We start from the raw sequence: 14,977 nt of genomic DNA on the forward strand, positions 1-14,977 counted from the left end.
GGATGCCGCTCGGCAAGCAGGAGAAAGAGGAGCTCCGCTCCGTGGTGGCCAGCGAGCTGCAGGACGTGTTGCGCCAGGAGCTGGCCCAGTGGTGGACGGAGTCGGTGATGGCCCTGTCGGCCAGCCGGAGGCCACCCGGTGGCCACGAGGAGGCCGCGCCCCCTCGGAAGGCCGGGGAGTCCGGCGGCCAGGACGTGGGCTACCTGCTGCAGATGGTCGAGAGCCTGGCGCGGGCCCACCGAGCCCTGGCCGACGAGATGCGTCAGACGATGAGCCGTCTGCAGCGCATCATCTCGGAGCTCGAGTCCCTGGTCGAGCGGATCGGCTAGATGGACCCCGGGCGCGTCTCGTCGATGGAGGCCGCGCTGCTGTTGCTGGCCACGGCCCTGCCCTGGGCCATCCTCTTCATGCCGCGCATGGCCGTGGAGATCGCAGGCCGGGATGCATGGCTGGCTGCCGTACCGCTCACCCTGTTCGCTCTCGTCCTGGGCTACCTGGCTGCCTCGCTGCAGCGGCGCTACCCCGGTCAGACGCTGGTCTCCATCGTCTGCCGGGTGGTGGGGCGTCCGGTGGGACTGGCCGTGGGCGTCGCCTACGCTGCCTGGTTCGTCTCGGTGGCGGCTCTGACGCTGCGGGAGGCGGGGGAGGTCATCATCAACGTCATCCTGCCGCGTACGCCCATCCCCGTGGTGCTGGGCAGCCTGCTCCTGGTGGCGGCGCTCAACGTGCGCAGCGGCATGGAGGTGATGGCGCGGTCCAACCTCTTCCTGGCGCCCTTCGTCATCGGTTTTCTCCTCGTCCTGGTCATCTTCTCCCTGCGCGACATCCGCGCCAGCAACCTCCTGCCCGTCCTCGAGGAGGGAGCGGTGCCGATGTTGAGGGGCGCGTACGTCTCCGCCGGCTTCTTCGCGACGGCGGTGGCGGCGCTGGCCACGGCCGGGCCCCGCCTCAACCGCCCGCAGGAGGTCTTCGGGGTGGTGACGTGGGCCGTCTGCGTGGTGGGAGGTCTGACGCTGGTCTCTTCCCTCTGGTTCGTCGGGGTGATGGGAGCGGAGCTGGCGGGGCGCATGCGCTTCCTGCCCGTCGAGGCGGCCCGCTTCATCAGCGTCGCCGAGTTCCTGGAGCGAATGGAGGCCCTCACGGTCGCGTTCTGGGTGATGGCCACCTTCGCCAAGCTCAGCGTCTGGTACTATGCGGCCGTCACCTCGCTGTCCGAGGTGCTGGGGCTGGGCGACTACCGGCCCATGGTCTGGCCGATGGGCCTGCTCATCGGCGAGGGCTCGCTGCTCTTCTTCCGCAACATCAGCGACCTGACCGCGTTCGTCCGGTTCGCCGGGACGCCCTACATGCTGGTCTTCGAGTTGGTCATCCCCATGGCCGTGCTCGTGGTGGCGGCGGTCCGGCGGGCGATGGGCACCCGCCGGCACCGGCCGGCACGCTAGCGCAGGCCCAGCACCGCCTCGTTGAGGGGGCGAAAGACGGCCTCGATCCACGCAGCCGGGTTGGGGGGCCGCATGCCCAGGATCATCGCGATACCCAGCGCCGTGGTCAGCGCGGTGGCGACGAGGTAGGCCACCACCTCCCGCCGTGTGCCGCCGTAGCGGAGGATGCGCACGACCTCGTACCACGACAGCCCCGCGACCACGAGGAAGAAGCCGATGGCGGCCATCACCGGCCGATCACCCGCCGCTCGAGCTCGTCCTCGGTCAGCAGCTGGGGACGGGGCATGGCCATGGACCGAGAGGAGAGCCCCACTCGCCGGATGAAGGTCTGCACCTGGAGCTCCAGGGCGACGTCGCGGAAGACCTCCTCCCACCGGTCCGAGAGCTCCCGCCATCGGGCGGGGTCGGCCCGGCGGACGGCTGCCCCGAAGCCGAAGGCATCGCTTCGAAGTTCCTGCTGCAGCTTGATGGCCGCGTTTCGGACGCCGCGACCGATGGCCTCGGCCAGCTCCTGCTCGATGAGCGTGATGACGCGAGGGGAGTCGGTGTCGATGCCGGCCGCGTCCTCGATGAGCTCGTGCTCGCCGAACAGCCGCACCTCCATCACGATGCGGTCGCCCTCGAAGCGGGGCCGCATGTCCGCCCCCACTCGGATGATGGCCAGGCTGGCGTAGCGGCCAGCCTCTCCCAGCGGCACCGTGACGGCGAAGGCGAGGGGCAGGCCGCGCACCCACAGCAGGCCCAGGCTCTCCGACGGGCCGAGGTAGCCTGTCAGCCGATCTCCTCGAAAGACCGCCACCCCGGCCAGCTCGGAGCGCAGAGGGTTGCGCTGGAGGGCAGGGGGCGGGGGCTCCTGCTCGGGCGAGAGCTGCAACGTGCCGGGCTGGGTCGCTCCTCGGGATCCGACCCGGATGACCGGTACCACGGGCTCGCGCCCCTGCTCGAGGCGGTCGGCCAGGAAGTCCTTGAGGGTCATGACCGCCGCGGGGTGGATCATGGCCAGCTCGCGGATGGCGGTCGCCGTGGAGGGTTCGATGGTGGCCAGGGTGGCCAGGACCTCGGCCGCCTCACCCGGCACCACGGCGATGAGGGTGCGCAGGCGGGGCTGGCGATGGCGGGAGAAGAAGTCGAGCACCGGGCCCAGCCCCTGGCGGGCGAGCGCGTCGCCCACCAGGATGACCTGGATGTGGCCCCAGAAGAGACGCCGTCCCGTCTTGGCCTGGAGAGCCACCACGGCGTCCACCACGGTGCGCCCCTCGGCCGCGACGGTCGCATCGGACGGCAGGGCCGTCCCGCCGCCCCCCAGCGCGCCCGGCGTGCGCACCCTCGACGGCACGGCCACCGAGACCGTCATCCGCACCGACTGGGGGCCCGCCCGATCGAGGGCGACGCCGTTGACGATGGCCAGGTCGTTGACCTCGATGCGGTCCCAGCACCCCGTGGAAATAGCCGCCAGGCAGGCGACCAGCCCGCCCAGGAGCCACCGCCGGGGCGACCCGGCGCCACGACCGGCGAGCGCGCCCGTCAAGGCGACGTCCCTTCTGCAGGCGACCCGCTCGGCGAAGGCTCGCCCTCCTCCCAGGGCTCGGGCCCGGGCTTGACGCGAGGGGACTGGCGCCGCGGATTGGGATACCCGGTCAGGCGAGGCCGCAAGCCCCGGGCCCAGATGGGAGGCCGGATGGCCACGTCGGCCAGCTCACCCGCCGACAGGGGCGCCACCGGCGACAGGTACGGGATGCCCAGGCTGCGTAACCCCGCCAGGTGAACGGTGATGGTCAGGATGCCCAGGATGAGCCCGTACAGCCCCAGCACCGCCGCCAGGAACATCAACGGAAAGCGCAGCAGGCGGATGGTGATCCCGAGGTTGAACCGCGGGAAGGTAAAGGAGGCGATGCCCGTCAGCGCCACGACGATGATGACGGGCGCGCTGACGATGCCGGCCTGCACGGCGGACTGGCCGATGATGAGGGCGCCCACGATGGTGACGGCCGCGCCGATGGTCTTGGGCAGCCGCACGCCGGCCTCCCGCAGGGCCTCGAAAGAGATCTCCATGATGAGGATCTCCACGATGGACGGGAAGGGGATCCCCTCCCGGGTGGCGGCCAGCGTCAACAGCAAGGCCGAGGGGATCATCTCCTGGTGGAAGGTCGTGACGGCGATGTAGAAGGCCGGGAGCGTCAGGGCGATGAGCGCGAAGATGTACCGCAGCAGACGCAGGGCCGTGCCGATGAAGTATCGTTCGTAGTAGTCCTCGCTGGCCTGCATCAGGCTCCACAGCGTGACGGGCACCACCAACGCGAAGGAGGAGCCATCGACCAGGACGGCCACCCGCCCCTCCAGCAGATTGGCCGCGACGATGTCGGGCCGCTCGGTGGCCAGCACCTGGGGGAAGGGAGAGTAGGGGGCGTCCTCGATGAGCTCCTCGACGTAGGCGCTGTCGATGATGGCATCGATGCGGATGCGGGAGAGACGGCGCTTGACCTCCTGGATCAGCACATCCGGTGCGACGCCGCGGATGTAGGCGACCACGATCTCCGTGCGCGACAGGTGGCCGACCTGCACCGGGTCCAGCTTGAGCTGCGGGGTGCGCAGCCTCCGCCGGATGAGGGCGGTGTTGGTGCGCAGGCTCTCGACCAGGCCCTCGCGGGGGCCCCGAATCACCGACTCGATCCGGGGCTCGTCGACGCTGCGGTGCTCGAAGGCTCGCACGTCGAACAGCAGCGCCGTCGGCTCGCCGTCGACCAGCAGGGCGGCGCTGCCGTGCAGGACCGCGTCGGCGACCTCACGTACGGTCGCGGCCCTCCTCACCTGGGAGACGGCCACCACCCGCTGCTCCAGAGTCTGCGGGAGCGGGGTCGGGTCGGGCTCGGGCCCCGCCAGGGGGAAGGCGTCGTAGAGCAGCGCCTTGAGGGCCATGTCATCCAGACGCTTGGCGTCGACCAGCCCGTCCAGGTAGACCAGCGCCGCCTCACGGCCCCCGGCGATCCGCAAGGATCGCATGACGCAATCGGCGCACGCCTCGAAGAGGTGCTCCAGGGTGCGCCTGTTGAGCGCGAGGACGTCGCACAGGGGCAGGTCCTCCAGGGTCTGGGTGGCCGTCAGGAGGATCTGCAGCCGCTGCGCGCGGTCCTTGATGGAGCCCAGGCGCCCCAGCCGCTCCTCGTAACGGGCCAGGGCGCGGGCCGCCTCCTGCGAGAGCGACGCCACGCGAGCAGCGTCGGGCTGTGACATGCCATGCGCCTCCGACGAGGGACTCGTCGCCTATAAGCGTGTCCGCTCGCCATAGCGTCGCCCGTGGGAAGCCGAGCCGGCTGCGGCGGTCGCTGGAAGCCTGGCTCAGCGCCGAGCCCGCAGGTACTGCCGGGGCCAGGGCGGCTCGTCGCCCAGGACGGCGGCCGCCCGTAGGGGCCAGTAAGGATTGCGCAGCAGCTCACGCCCCAACGCCACCAGGTCCGCGTCGCCCCGCCGCAGCAACGACTCGGCGTGCTCGGGCTCGGTGATGAGCCCCAGGGCCGTCGTCGGGAGCCCGGTCTCGTGCCGGATGCGGCGAGCGTTGTCGACCTGGTAGCCGGGGAAGGTCGGCACCTGGGCCTGCGGCATGCCGCCCGACGAGCAGTCGACGAGGTCGACCCCGAGGGAGGCCAGGGCCCTGGCCACCTGCACGGCCTGGTCGACGTCGAAGCCACCCGGCACCCAGTCGGTGGTGGAGAGGCGGACGAAGAGGGGACGATCCTCGGGCCACGCCTCCCGGACCGCGGCGACCACCTCCAGGGGGAAGCGCATGCGCCCCTCGAGGTCGCCTCCGTAGGCGTCGGCGCGCCGGTTGGTCAGGGGCGAGAGGAACTCGTGCAGCAGATAGCCGTGGGCCGCGTGCACCTCGACCACGTCGAAGCCCAGCTCGGCGGCCCAACTCGCGGCGCGGACGAAGGCCTCCCGCACCCGCGCCATCCCCGCCGTGTCGAGGGCCTCGGGCGTCACCCACCCCTCGGCGAAGGGGTGCGCGCACGGCGCCACCGGGCGCTGGGGGCCCCGTCCCCGGTCCGCTGAGAAGGCCTTGGCTCCGGCATGGGCCAGCTGGATGCCGGCCGCCGCACCCTCCTGGTGGATGAACTGCACGATGCGCCGCAGCATGGGCAACTGAGCGGGATCGTACAGCCCCAGGTCCTGGCGGCTGATGCGCCCCCGGGGCTCGACGGCGGTCGCCTCCAGGATGACGAGGCCGACGCCCCCCGTGGCGCGGGCACCGTAATGCACCAGGTGCCAGTCGGTCGCGCATCCGTCGTCCCCGGCCGAGTACTGGCACATGGGGGACATGACGACGCGGTTGCGCAGGCGTACGCTGCGGAGCTGGATGGGGGTGAAGAGCAACGACACGGCCAACCCTCCCTGCTGTCCAAGCGTACTCGTGGGCAGGGGGGCGGGGCAACGCGGTCAGCGCAACAGCGAGACCAGGGCCGCACCCGCGAGTCCGATGGCGGCCCCCGCGGCCAGGATCAGCTTGTAGACCCGGCGCCGGGCCGCCTCCTTGATCTCGGGGTGGTCGCCGGTCGTCGCCACGGGCAGGCTGTCGAGGAATTCCTTGATGGACGACGTATCGGGCGGCCGTCTCCACAGCGCGTCCCGGGGTACGTAGTCGGGGCACGACAGGGCGTTGGGCCGCTCGGGGCGCCGGCAGGCGTCGCCGTAGTCGTACTTGCAGTCGTCGCACAGATATCGCGGCATGGGTGTCGACCTCCGGGTCCGGATGGCGGGGCACCCCCGCACCCCTAGTTTGCTCCTCCCCTGCGGTCCTGTGCCAGGAGCCGGGAGCGCGGGATCCGAAACTGGAAAGGCAGTGCGGGGATTGGGGGGTCGGCCTTGGGTCGGACGATGCAACGAGTGGCGGTCGTCGGCTTGCTGGTGGGGATGACGGTGGCAGGATGGGCGACGGCTCCCGGGCGAGCCGAGGAGGCGCCCCGAGGCGGCTGGCTCATGGGCCTGCGGACGGATCGGGCCTCCCCGGCGGGGGTGATGCTGGTGGCGGCGGGGTCACAGGAGCGGTCGTGGCTGTTGGGCCTCGACCTCGCCCCGGGCTTGCAGCGCCCGACGGGCGCCTGGGCCGGCTCTTCGTGGGCACTCGGCCCCGATGCCCTGGCACGCGTCTCCCTGCGGCTGGGCTACGAGCTCGCCATCCCCGACGGCGGCGAGGGACGGGCGGGGCCCTGGGTCGGTGTATGGCTGGGGCAGCAGTGGTTCCGGAGGCCCTTGATGGCCCAGCTGGGCACCGAGCTGCGGGTCGCCGTCGGGTCGTGGCGGTCGCCGAGCTGGGCCACCGGGATGGCCGTGGGGCTGGCGTGGTGAAGCCCTTGGTCGCCCGGTGGGTGGTGGTGACGGGCGACGTCGTCGGATCCCGTCGCCTGGAGCCTCGGGAGCGCCTGCGGGATGCGCTGGAGGAGGCGCTGGCGCGCTTCAACCAGCGCTGGGCGCACGATCTGGCGGTCCCCTTCTCGCTGTCGGCCGGTGACGAGGTGCAGGGCGTCGTGCGGCCCGGCCCGGGGGCGTTCGCGGCGGTCCGGCGGCTGCGGGCCGAGCTGCGGCGGGCTCCCCTGGCACCAGGGGTGCGCTTGCGGGTGGGCATAGGGTGGGGGGCCATCGACACCCCCTTCTCGGCGGCCCGTTCCTGGGAGATGGACGGCGAGGCCTTCCACCTGGCCCGGCAGGCCCTGGCCGCGGCCGAGGCTGCCCAGGGACGCCGGGGCGGGGCCGTAGAGGCCACCCGCTTCGCGGGGCCTGACGGTCGCCATACGGCCTGGGTCAACGTCGTGCTGACGCTCCTCGACGCCATCCTGGAGCGCTGGACGGCAGAGCAGTGGGAGGCGGTCGCCGCCTACGAGCGGCTCGGGACGTACGCGGCCGCTGCCGGCGAGCTCGGCGTCGCCCCGCAAAACGTGCAGAAGCGGTGTGCGGCGGCCCGGTGGCCGACCGTGCGGGGGGCAGAGCGCTTCCTGGGAGAGACCCTGGAGCAGGCCTTGTCGGACGGCGAGGTTCACCCGACGGAGGGTGATCCGTGAGGCTTCACCCTTGTGACGGTGAGTGGCAGGCGAGGAGGCGCACCCCTTGACCCCGCTGGCGGTTCGCCTGGGCGTCCTGGACCCTGAGACCGTGCGATCGAGCCTCTTCTGGCTCGCCGTGGCAGCTCACCTGCTGGCCGACTTCGCCGTCCGCAAGGAGGGCATGCCCGGCGGTGGCCGGGACGAGGACCAGCGCGATTTGCCGGCCCACGGGGCGGTGCACCTGGGGCTGATGGTGCTGCTGGGGCTTCCGGCGGCGTCGCCGGCGCTGGTCGCGGCCTGGACAGCGGTGGCGGCGGCCCACGTCGCCATCGACGCGGCGTTGGGAACCGCGCGCCGACCGGGGGTCGGCGCGTTCCTCCTGGACCAGGCCCTGCACGTGTGGGTCATCAGCGCCGCCGTGCGGCTGCTCCCGCCGGCGGCCCTGCGCCCGTGGCCGCCCGCAGGGGTGCTGCTGGGCGTCCTGGCCGGGAGCTCCCCGGTCAATTACCTGGGCGCGCCCGAAGGGTGGCGTCTGCTCGCCGTCTACCTGGCGGTGGTGCTGGGGGGCGCGCCGCTGGTGAGGCTCGTGCTCCAGGCATGGCAGCTGCGCCCGGCGTCGCGGGCGGCCGCCCCTGAGGGAGGCGTCAGCGAGGCTCCCGGCACCGGTATGCTCGTCGGGATGTTGGAGCGCGCGCTGATCCTGACGTTCCTGCTGTTCGAGGCCACCGCGGCCGTCGGCTTCGTGCTGGCGGCCAAGTCCATCGCCCGCTTCAAGGAACTGGAGGACCGGGCCTTCGCGGAGTACTACCTGGTCGGTACCCTTGCCAGCGTCGTGGTGGCGGTGGCGGGCTTCCTGGTGTTGAGGCGGGGGCCGTAGGGATGCGGGCGTGGAGGGATGGTCCGTCCATGCCGAGCACGGCGATCCCACAGGGCGCCCGTCCGTTGATGACGCCGGCGCCGGAGCTCCAGGAGAGCCGCTCGCCCCTGGTCACCGGCAACGAGTGGGTGGCGCTGCCGGCCATCGATCCCAGGGACGGGGGTATCCGCACCATCGAGGTGCTCTCCATGCAGGCCCGGGGCTCCCTGGGGCTGGCAGCCGCCCCGAACCCCTGGGCGCCGGGAGCGGATCCTCCGGACCTCCTTAGCCTCTTCTGGGAGATCGACGGACAGCGTGTCGGCCCCCCCGCCAGGTCCGAGGTGCGCTGGATCGAGGCCTGGGTGCCCGTCCTGGCGTGGGAGCACGATGGCGTCCGGCTCGAGGCCACCGTCTGGGCCCCGCCGGGACACCGGGGCGTCCTCATCCGGCTCGAGGCCGCCAACGGCCGCACGGGACCGGTCGACCTGAGCTTTGGCGTGGAGGGATGTTGGGAGCACATGGTCTACTCGCTGTTTCGCTCCCGCCCTCTCAATGTCCATCTGTGCGGCCGCCAGGACCCGTGGACCGGCAGCCTGGCCATGGAGGCCCTCTCGGCGTGGCCGGTGCTGGGGTGGGCGGTCAGCTGGGACGGCAGTCCGGACATCGTCGAATGGGGCGACGACGATCCGGCGCGAGGGCAGGGCGTGCGATGGCGGGTGGGGCGGCGACGCACTCTGGCCGCCGGAGAGCGCGACGAGCTGGTGGTCTACGTGACGGTGGCGCCCGAGCAGGATGGTGCCCGTACCACCGGCGTGGACCTGCGCCGGCGTGGATGGCAGGCGCTGTTGGAGCAGACGCGGGCGTGGCTGCACGCTCGGCGAACCTCCCTGCCGGATGCAGCGCTCGCCGATCGCATCGACCGCAACCGCTTCTTCTGCTACTTCTTCGCTGCCGGGCGCACCCTCGACACGGAGGAGTGGGTCGCCGTCACCTCCCGCAGCCCGCGCTACTACGTGAGCGGGGCTTACTGGGCGCGAGACTCGCTGCTGTGGAGCCTGCCGGCTCTGCTGACGGCGGAGCCCGCCACGGCCCGGGAGGTGCTGCGTTTCGCCTTCGGCCGGGGGTGGCGGCATCCTGGGATGCATGCCCAGTACATCGACGGCTCGGTGCTCTACCCCGGCTTCGAGCTGGACGAGCTGGCCGCTTATCCCGTCGCGCTGGAGCGGTATGTCGACGCGACGGGCGACGAGAGCCTCCTGGAGGAGCCCGACGTGCGGCGGGCGCTTCTCGCATTCGTCGACGAGCTCCAGTGGCTGGCGGGCCCGGGGCCTCTGTACCGTACGTTTCTCGACCCATCCGACGATCCGCCGCCGTACCCCTACCTCATCTACGACAACGCACTGGCCTGGCGAGGCTTGATGTCCGTGGCGCGACTGGCCCGCCAAAGCGGGCTGGAGGCAGTGGCCCGGCGGGCCTGGCACGCGGCCGGCTCGTTACGGGAGGCCATCCTGCAGCAGGGCATCGTCGAGGGGCCCCTGGGCCCCATGGTCGCCTGGGCGGTGGACGGCCACGGCCGCCACATGCTCTACGACGATCCGCCCGGGAGCCTCCAGCTGCTGGGGGTGCTGGGTCTGCTGCCGCCCACGCACCCCGCAGTGGTCAATACGATTCGATGGGTGCACTCGCCCCACAATCCGTACCTGTACGAGGGCGAGTTCGGCGAAGCCGGGTGCACCCATTCGCCACACCCGTGGCCCATGGCGGCGGCCAACACACTGCTCGCGCTGGAGGCCATGGCCGGCGCGACCGACGCCTCCCTCGAGGCGATGCGGCGAAGGGCCGCCCACCTGCTGACCCGGGCCCCCATGGACGGCGGATTGGTCTCGGAGACGGTGGACCCCGTCAGCGGACGGGCGCGGTCGGGCGCCGCCTTTGCCACCGCAGCGGGGTACGTGGCCTGGGTCATGCGCCAGACGCTGAGGAAGTCGGAGGCTCCCTGCCGAACATCGGTCTAGGACTCCGCGAGGGGGGCCGGAGCATGGGGGGCTGCACGGAGGCACGCAGGAGGGCGCGCTCGGGGATCGGGGTGGCGATGGCCGCGGCGGTGGCTGCCATGGCCTTGCTGGCGGCGGTAGGGCCCGGCACGCTGGCCCGGGAGACGGTGGTCGAGGTCGTGATGGGTGACGACTTCTTCGAGGCGCCGGTGGCGCGGGTGCCGGCGGGCGCGACCGTGGTGTGGGTCAACGAGGGCCGCAATCCGCACAACGTCATGGCCGACGACGGCTCCTTCGACTCGGGGCTCGTGGCTCCAGGCGAGGCCTTTCGGCTGCGATTGGACCGCCCCGGCCGGTATGCCTACTACTGCGCCTACCACGGCGCGGCCGGCGGGGTCGGGATGGCCGGGGTCGTCGTAGTGGATGCGGCCGAAGCGGGTGACGCCGTGCCGGCGGGCGAAGGGACGGTCCCGGCGTCACCGGGCCGGTCGTCGGAGGAGCGGGTCATCCCCCCACCGCCGAGACGTCCTGAGGGCCCGTACCGGGTCCTGCGGGTACCCGTGGCGTACCCCACCATCCAGGCCGCGGTGGATGACGCCCGCCCCGGCGACCTGGTCCTGGTGGCGCCGGGCGTCTATCACGAGGATGTCCGGGTGACGACCCCCTTCGTCACCATCCGGGGGCTCGACCGCAACGGGGTGATCCTCGACGGCGAGTTCAAGCGGGCCAACGGCATCGCGGTCCTGGGAGCCGACGGCGTCGTCATCGAGAACATGACGGCCCGCCACTACACCCTCAACGGCTTCTACTGGAACGGGGTGCTGGGCTACCGGGGCAGCTATCTCACCGCGTACAACAACGGAGACTACGGCCTCTACGCCTTCGACTCGATCTACGGACAGTTCGACCACAGCTACGCTTCGGGCCATCCCGACTCGGGCTTCTACATCGGCCAGTGCAAGCCGTGCCACGCGCTCATCACCGACGTGGTGGCCGAGCACAACGCCCTTGGGTACTCCGGCACCAACGCCGGGGGCGATCTGACCATCCGCGACTCGGTCTGGCGCTACAACATGGCGGGCATCGTCCCCAACACCCTGGACTCGGAGAAGCTGGCGCCGCAGGACGGCGTGCGCATCGTCCGCAACCGGGTCTACAGCAACCACAACCGCCAGGCCCCCGCCAAGGCCCTGCAATACCCCTCCTTCGGCAACGGCATCGTGGTGGCCGGCGGCATCCGCAACGTCATCGAGGGCAACTGGGTGTGGGATCACCCGGAGTTTGGCATCCTGATCGTGCCCAATCTGGATGAGCAGTTTTGGGTGGCGTCGGGCCACCGGGTGCAGGGCAACGTCGTGTGGGCGTCGGGGAGGGCCGATCTGGCCCTGGGCTTCCCGGCCGGGGCCGGGACGTGCTTTGCGGGCAATCGCTACGAGAGCAGCCGCCCGGGCGGCATCGAGTGGCTGTACGGATGCGGCAGCCTCCTCCTGCGGGTGGGAGGCGGCGACCTGCTCCCGACGCTGGTGCCGCTGCGCCGATTCCTCGAGGCCAGGCGGGGCGACTTCGAGGCGGGAGACTGGCGAAGCCAGCCCGTGCCACCGCCCCAGCCCGGCATGCCGGATCCCCTGGCTCCGCCGGCACCGCCGTGGCCCACGCCCGAGAGCGAGGTGACGGTGCCTCCGTATCCGGCCCCGCTGGAGCCGGTGCCGGCCGAGGCGGTCAGCGGGGGCTTCGACCGGCTGCCGCCGGCTGCACGGCCTCTTCTCCGGGAGGTCGCGGGCGTGGTCCTCTTCTGGCTGCCGGCCGTGATCGACCTCGGCATGGTCGGGCTGGTCGTCGCCGACCTCATCAGGCGCCGTCGGTCGATGGCATGGCCCGGCGCAGTGGCGTGGGGGCTGCTCGCCGTCGCCGTGCCGTACGCCGGGGCCGTGGCCTACGCCCTCGCGAGACTGGCCCGCCGCCGGGCGCGGTCGGCTGCCGCCTGAGAGCCACGACGGTGGGGCTGGGTACGAGCCCCCGCGGAAGGCGCCCGCAACAGCGGCGCCGAATTCCGGCGGCCGGGAGGAGCGGGTGAAGACGTGCTAGCCATACGCGGTCTGGTCAAGCGATACGGACGCAGCCCGGTCCCCGCGGTCGACGGTCTCGACCTCGAGGTCGGAGCGGGTGAGATCTTTGGCTTCCTGGGGCCCAACGGCGCCGGCAAGACGACCACCATCAAGGTGGTGGTGGGCATCCTGCGCCCCGATGCCGGCCAGGTGACCATCGACGGCCGGCCGGCGGTGCCCTCTACGCCCGAGGTGCGGCGCCTCATCGGATACGTGCCCGACACCCCCGAGCTGTGGCCGCGGCTGCGGGGCAGCGAGTACCTGGCCTTCCTGGCCGACGTCTACCAGATCCCGCCCGAGGAGCGCATGGACCGGGCATGGCCACTGGTGGAGGCCCTGGAGCTGGTCGACGCCATCGACTCGCTCATCTCCAGCTACTCCCACGGGATGCGGCAGAAGCTGGCGCTGGTCGGCGCGCTCATGGTGCGCCCGCACCTGTTGGTGCTCGACGAGCCGCTGGTGGGCCTGGATCCTCGCTCTTCCTACGTGGTCAAGGAGCTCCTGCGAGAGCACACCCGCCGGGGCGGCACCGTCTTCTTCTCCACCCACATCCTCGACGTCGCCGAGCGCCTGTGCGACCGGGTGGGCATCATCCACAAGGGCCGCCTGGTGGCCAGCGGGACGCTGGACGAGATGCGAGCCCTGCATGCCCGCGGGCACGAGACCCTGGAGGCCATCTTCCTCGAGGTGACCCGGGCAAGCCTCACGGTCCCGGAGGGGAGCGACGGCCGCCGATGAGACGGAGGGTGACGGATCCCCGTCAGGCGCTCGAGCGCCGCCTGCGGCGCCACCGTTCCCCGGCCCTGGCGACGCTGGCGGTCACCCTGGCCGGCCATCTGCAATGGGGGCGGCTCGTGGATGCCTCGACGGGGGGCATCCGCAGCCGGGGCGGTCGGCTGGCGCTGGCAGCGGTCCTCGTCGCCGCGGTGGCGAGCTGGGCGGTGGCCAGCTTCTTCTTCCTGCGGGCGATCCACTTCGCCATGGCTCTGGCCGGCCAGCCGCTGGGGCTGCTGGTGATGGCGACCCTGGGGGGCAGCTTGCTGCTGGTCGTCGTGGCGACCCTGATGGTGATGTCGAGCCTCTTCTTCTCGCGCGACGTGCCGCGCCTGATGCCGCTGCCCCTTGGCCCGGGCCAGATGATGGGGGCGCGATTTGCCGCCCTCTACGTCGACGTGCTGAGCCTCCTGATGGTGGTGTGGCTTCCGGTGCTGGTGGCCGGCGCCTCGGCGATCCCCGGCCCGTCTGAACTGCAACGACCCGATGCCCTATGGGAGGCGCCGGTGCGACTGCACGCCGACCCCGCCTACTGGCTGATGGGGCTCTGGACAGGGCTCGCCTTGCCCGCGGCGCCCCTGGGCCTGGCCGCGGTGCTTGCCGTGGCTGTGGGGCGGCGGGCGGCGGTCAGCCGCCACCGGGATCTCCTCTACGTGATCGGCGGCCTGCTGGGCCTGGCCGTGGCGCTCGGAGTCCAGTACTTCAACCTGCGATGGCTGCCCAGGGTCGAGGACCCCGCTGAGATGATGCGGCTGATGGCGCAGCCCAACGCGCTGATCATGCGGTGGGCGCGCTACTACCCGCCGGCGCGCTGGGCCGCCGAGGCGATGGGCAGCGGCCCCATCGCCTGGCGCCTGGGCCGCCTGGCGCTCTACACGATCACCTCGTTGGGCGTGCTGCTGGCCGGCGTCGCAGTAGCGCAGCGGGGGTACCTGCAGGCCGTGCAGGGGGGTCTCGAGGAGACGGCTCAGCGACCGCGTGCAGCCGACGCGGGGGCCGCCCGGGCCTTGCTCGCGCGGAAGCTCGGCCGCGCCGCGTCGCCGGTGGTCGCTCTGGCCCTAAGGGAGTGGCGCCTGTTGTGGCGGACGCCGCCCTTCATGATGACGGCCGTGGCCAACACGGTGGTGCCGCCCCTGGTGGTGGTGATGCTGCTGGTGTTGCAGCCCCCCGAGCTGGGTGCGCTGCTGACCGGGCTGCCCGCGCCGTGGATCGCCGTCGGCATCGCCGGCGTGTCGATCTTCATGGGGGGCGCAGGCCAGATCGCCTCGACCTCGGTCTCGCGAGAGGGGCGTGGGCTGGCGCTGGTCGCGTCCCTACCTGTCGCCCCGGCCCGGCAGGTGGCGGCCCGACTCGCGGTGGCCGGGCTGTTCGCTGCGACGTCGGTGGTGCTGATCGCGCTCGCAGCCTGGTGGGCCCTTCGGCCGCCGAGCGGTGCCGTCCTGGCCGGGCTGGGAGGAGGGCTCATCGGGTGCTGGCCCGTGCTGGCGGGCTCGCTGTGGGTCGACCTGGTGCGGCCGGTCACCCGCTGGGACAGCCCCCAGCAGGCCATGAAAGGCAACGTCAACGGGCTGTGGAGCGTGCTGCTGGCGTTGCTCTGTCTGGGAGCGGCGGCAGCGGCCGGATGGGCGGCCCTTCGCCTGGGGGTCGGGTGGCTGGGCGCGATGGCGGCGGGCGTCGGCGTGCTGGGCGTCCTGGGCGTCGTCTTGACCCAGCTCGCGTTGCGTCAGGCTCCCGTGACCTTCGGCGGGGCAGGGGAATGGGCGAGCTGACGCCA

14 protein-coding genes are annotated in these 14,977 nt (G+C 72.2%); 9 read left to right on the forward strand and 5 right to left on the reverse strand.

What is annotated here, in order from left to right:
• Positions 1 to 2: 2 nt before the first annotated feature.
• A complete protein-coding gene (locus VLY81_RS04945) occupies positions 3 to 329 on the forward strand; it encodes a hypothetical protein (RefSeq protein WP_324669920.1) in 327 nt (108 codons plus the stop codon).
• The gene (locus tag VLY81_RS04950; protein WP_324669921.1) at positions 330 to 1,442 is read left to right on the forward strand and encodes a GerAB/ArcD/ProY family transporter; all 1,113 of its coding nucleotides are present in this window, start codon (positions 330 to 332) and stop codon (positions 1,440 to 1,442) included.
• Here the strand turns inward: VLY81_RS04950 and VLY81_RS04955 are convergent.
• The 5 genes from VLY81_RS04955 to VLY81_RS04975 form a co-directional block, all read right to left on the reverse strand.
• Positions 1,439 to 1,672 (reverse strand): hypothetical protein, encoded by a 234-nt coding sequence (locus tag VLY81_RS04955; RefSeq protein WP_324669922.1) that lies wholly within the window; start codon positions 1,670 to 1,672, stop codon positions 1,439 to 1,441. The genes VLY81_RS04950 and VLY81_RS04955 overlap by 4 nt on opposite strands.
• Positions 1,669 to 2,970: a Ger(x)C family spore germination protein gene (locus VLY81_RS04960; RefSeq protein ID WP_324669923.1), complete on the reverse strand. Its 1,302-nt coding sequence runs from the start codon at positions 2,968 to 2,970 to the stop codon at positions 1,669 to 1,671. Before VLY81_RS04960 ends, VLY81_RS04955 begins: the two co-directional genes overlap by 4 nt.
• Positions 2,967 to 4,673: a spore germination protein gene (locus tag VLY81_RS04965; protein WP_324669925.1), complete on the reverse strand. Its 1,707-nt coding sequence runs from the start codon at positions 4,671 to 4,673 to the stop codon at positions 2,967 to 2,969. Before VLY81_RS04965 ends, VLY81_RS04960 begins: the two co-directional genes overlap by 4 nt.
• 105 nt (positions 4,674 to 4,778) lie before the next feature.
• Positions 4,779 to 5,816: an NADH:flavin oxidoreductase/NADH oxidase gene (locus tag VLY81_RS04970; RefSeq protein ID WP_324669926.1), complete on the reverse strand. Its 1,038-nt coding sequence runs from the start codon at positions 5,814 to 5,816 to the stop codon at positions 4,779 to 4,781.
• A 57-nt stretch (positions 5,817 to 5,873) separates the two neighbouring features.
• The gene (locus VLY81_RS04975) at positions 5,874 to 6,164 is read right to left on the reverse strand and encodes a hypothetical protein (protein WP_324669927.1); all 291 of its coding nucleotides are present in this window, start codon (positions 6,162 to 6,164) and stop codon (positions 5,874 to 5,876) included.
• Between the two features lie 147 nt (positions 6,165 to 6,311).
• On the opposite strand from VLY81_RS04975, the gene VLY81_RS04980 reads away from it, so the two are divergent.
• The 7 genes from VLY81_RS04980 to VLY81_RS05010 all read left to right on the forward strand — a co-directional run bounded on the left by VLY81_RS04980 (position 6,312) and on the right by VLY81_RS05010 (position 14,972).
• Positions 6,312 to 6,782: a hypothetical protein gene (locus tag VLY81_RS04980; RefSeq protein WP_324669929.1), complete on the forward strand. Its 471-nt coding sequence runs from the start codon at positions 6,312 to 6,314 to the stop codon at positions 6,780 to 6,782.
• Positions 6,776 to 7,492, forward strand: coding sequence for a SatD family protein (locus VLY81_RS04985; protein WP_324669930.1), 717 nt, complete (start codon positions 6,776 to 6,778; stop codon positions 7,490 to 7,492). The genes VLY81_RS04980 and VLY81_RS04985 overlap by 7 nt, the downstream gene beginning before the upstream one ends.
• A 46-nt stretch (positions 7,493 to 7,538) precedes the next feature.
• Positions 7,539 to 8,351 (forward strand): DUF3307 domain-containing protein, encoded by an 813-nt coding sequence (locus VLY81_RS04990; RefSeq protein WP_324669931.1) that lies wholly within the window; start codon positions 7,539 to 7,541, stop codon positions 8,349 to 8,351.
• A 29-nt stretch (positions 8,352 to 8,380) separates the two neighbouring features.
• Positions 8,381 to 10,345: a glycoside hydrolase family 125 protein gene (locus VLY81_RS04995; RefSeq protein WP_324669932.1), complete on the forward strand. Its 1,965-nt coding sequence runs from the start codon at positions 8,381 to 8,383 to the stop codon at positions 10,343 to 10,345.
• Between the two features lie 23 nt (positions 10,346 to 10,368).
• A complete protein-coding gene (locus tag VLY81_RS05000; protein ID WP_324669933.1) occupies positions 10,369 to 12,309 on the forward strand; it encodes a plastocyanin/azurin family copper-binding protein in 1,941 nt (646 codons plus the stop codon).
• A gap of 93 nt (positions 12,310 to 12,402) precedes the next feature.
• Positions 12,403 to 13,167: an ABC transporter ATP-binding protein gene (locus VLY81_RS05005; RefSeq protein ID WP_324669934.1), complete on the forward strand. Its 765-nt coding sequence runs from the start codon at positions 12,403 to 12,405 to the stop codon at positions 13,165 to 13,167.
• Positions 13,164 to 14,972: a hypothetical protein gene (locus VLY81_RS05010; RefSeq protein WP_324669935.1), complete on the forward strand. Its 1,809-nt coding sequence runs from the start codon at positions 13,164 to 13,166 to the stop codon at positions 14,970 to 14,972. The genes VLY81_RS05005 and VLY81_RS05010 overlap by 4 nt, the downstream gene beginning before the upstream one ends.
• The last annotated feature ends 5 nt before the right edge of the window (positions 14,973 to 14,977 follow it).

The organism is Limnochorda sp. LNt (genome assembly GCF_035593265.1).
GTDB lineage: Bacteria > Bacillota > Limnochordia > Limnochordales > Geochordaceae > Geochorda > Geochorda subterranea.

What these genes read in the sequence shown, in the direction of transcription:
- VLY81_RS04975 (WP_324669927.1), bottom strand. Translation starts at nt 6,164, where the DNA reads ATGCCGCGATATCTGTGCGACGACTGCAAGTACGACTACGGCGACGCC.
- VLY81_RS04950 (WP_324669921.1), top strand. Translation starts at nt 330, where the DNA reads ATGGACCCCGGGCGCGTCTCGTCGATGGAGGCCGCGCTGCTGTTGCTG.
- VLY81_RS04945 (WP_324669920.1), top strand. Translation starts at nt 3, where the DNA reads ATGCCGCTCGGCAAGCAGGAGAAAGAGGAGCTCCGCTCCGTGGTGGCC.
- VLY81_RS05010 (WP_324669935.1), top strand. Translation starts at nt 13,164, where the DNA reads ATGAGACGGAGGGTGACGGATCCCCGTCAGGCGCTCGAGCGCCGCCTG.
- VLY81_RS04995 (WP_324669932.1), top strand. Translation starts at nt 8,381, where the DNA reads ATGCCGAGCACGGCGATCCCACAGGGCGCCCGTCCGTTGATGACGCCG.
- VLY81_RS04965 (WP_324669925.1), bottom strand. Translation starts at nt 4,673, where the DNA reads ATGTCACAGCCCGACGCTGCTCGCGTGGCGTCGCTCTCGCAGGAGGCG.
- VLY81_RS04980 (WP_324669929.1), top strand. Translation starts at nt 6,312, where the DNA reads ATGCAACGAGTGGCGGTCGTCGGCTTGCTGGTGGGGATGACGGTGGCA.
- VLY81_RS05000 (WP_324669933.1), top strand. Translation starts at nt 10,369, where the DNA reads ATGGGGGGCTGCACGGAGGCACGCAGGAGGGCGCGCTCGGGGATCGGG.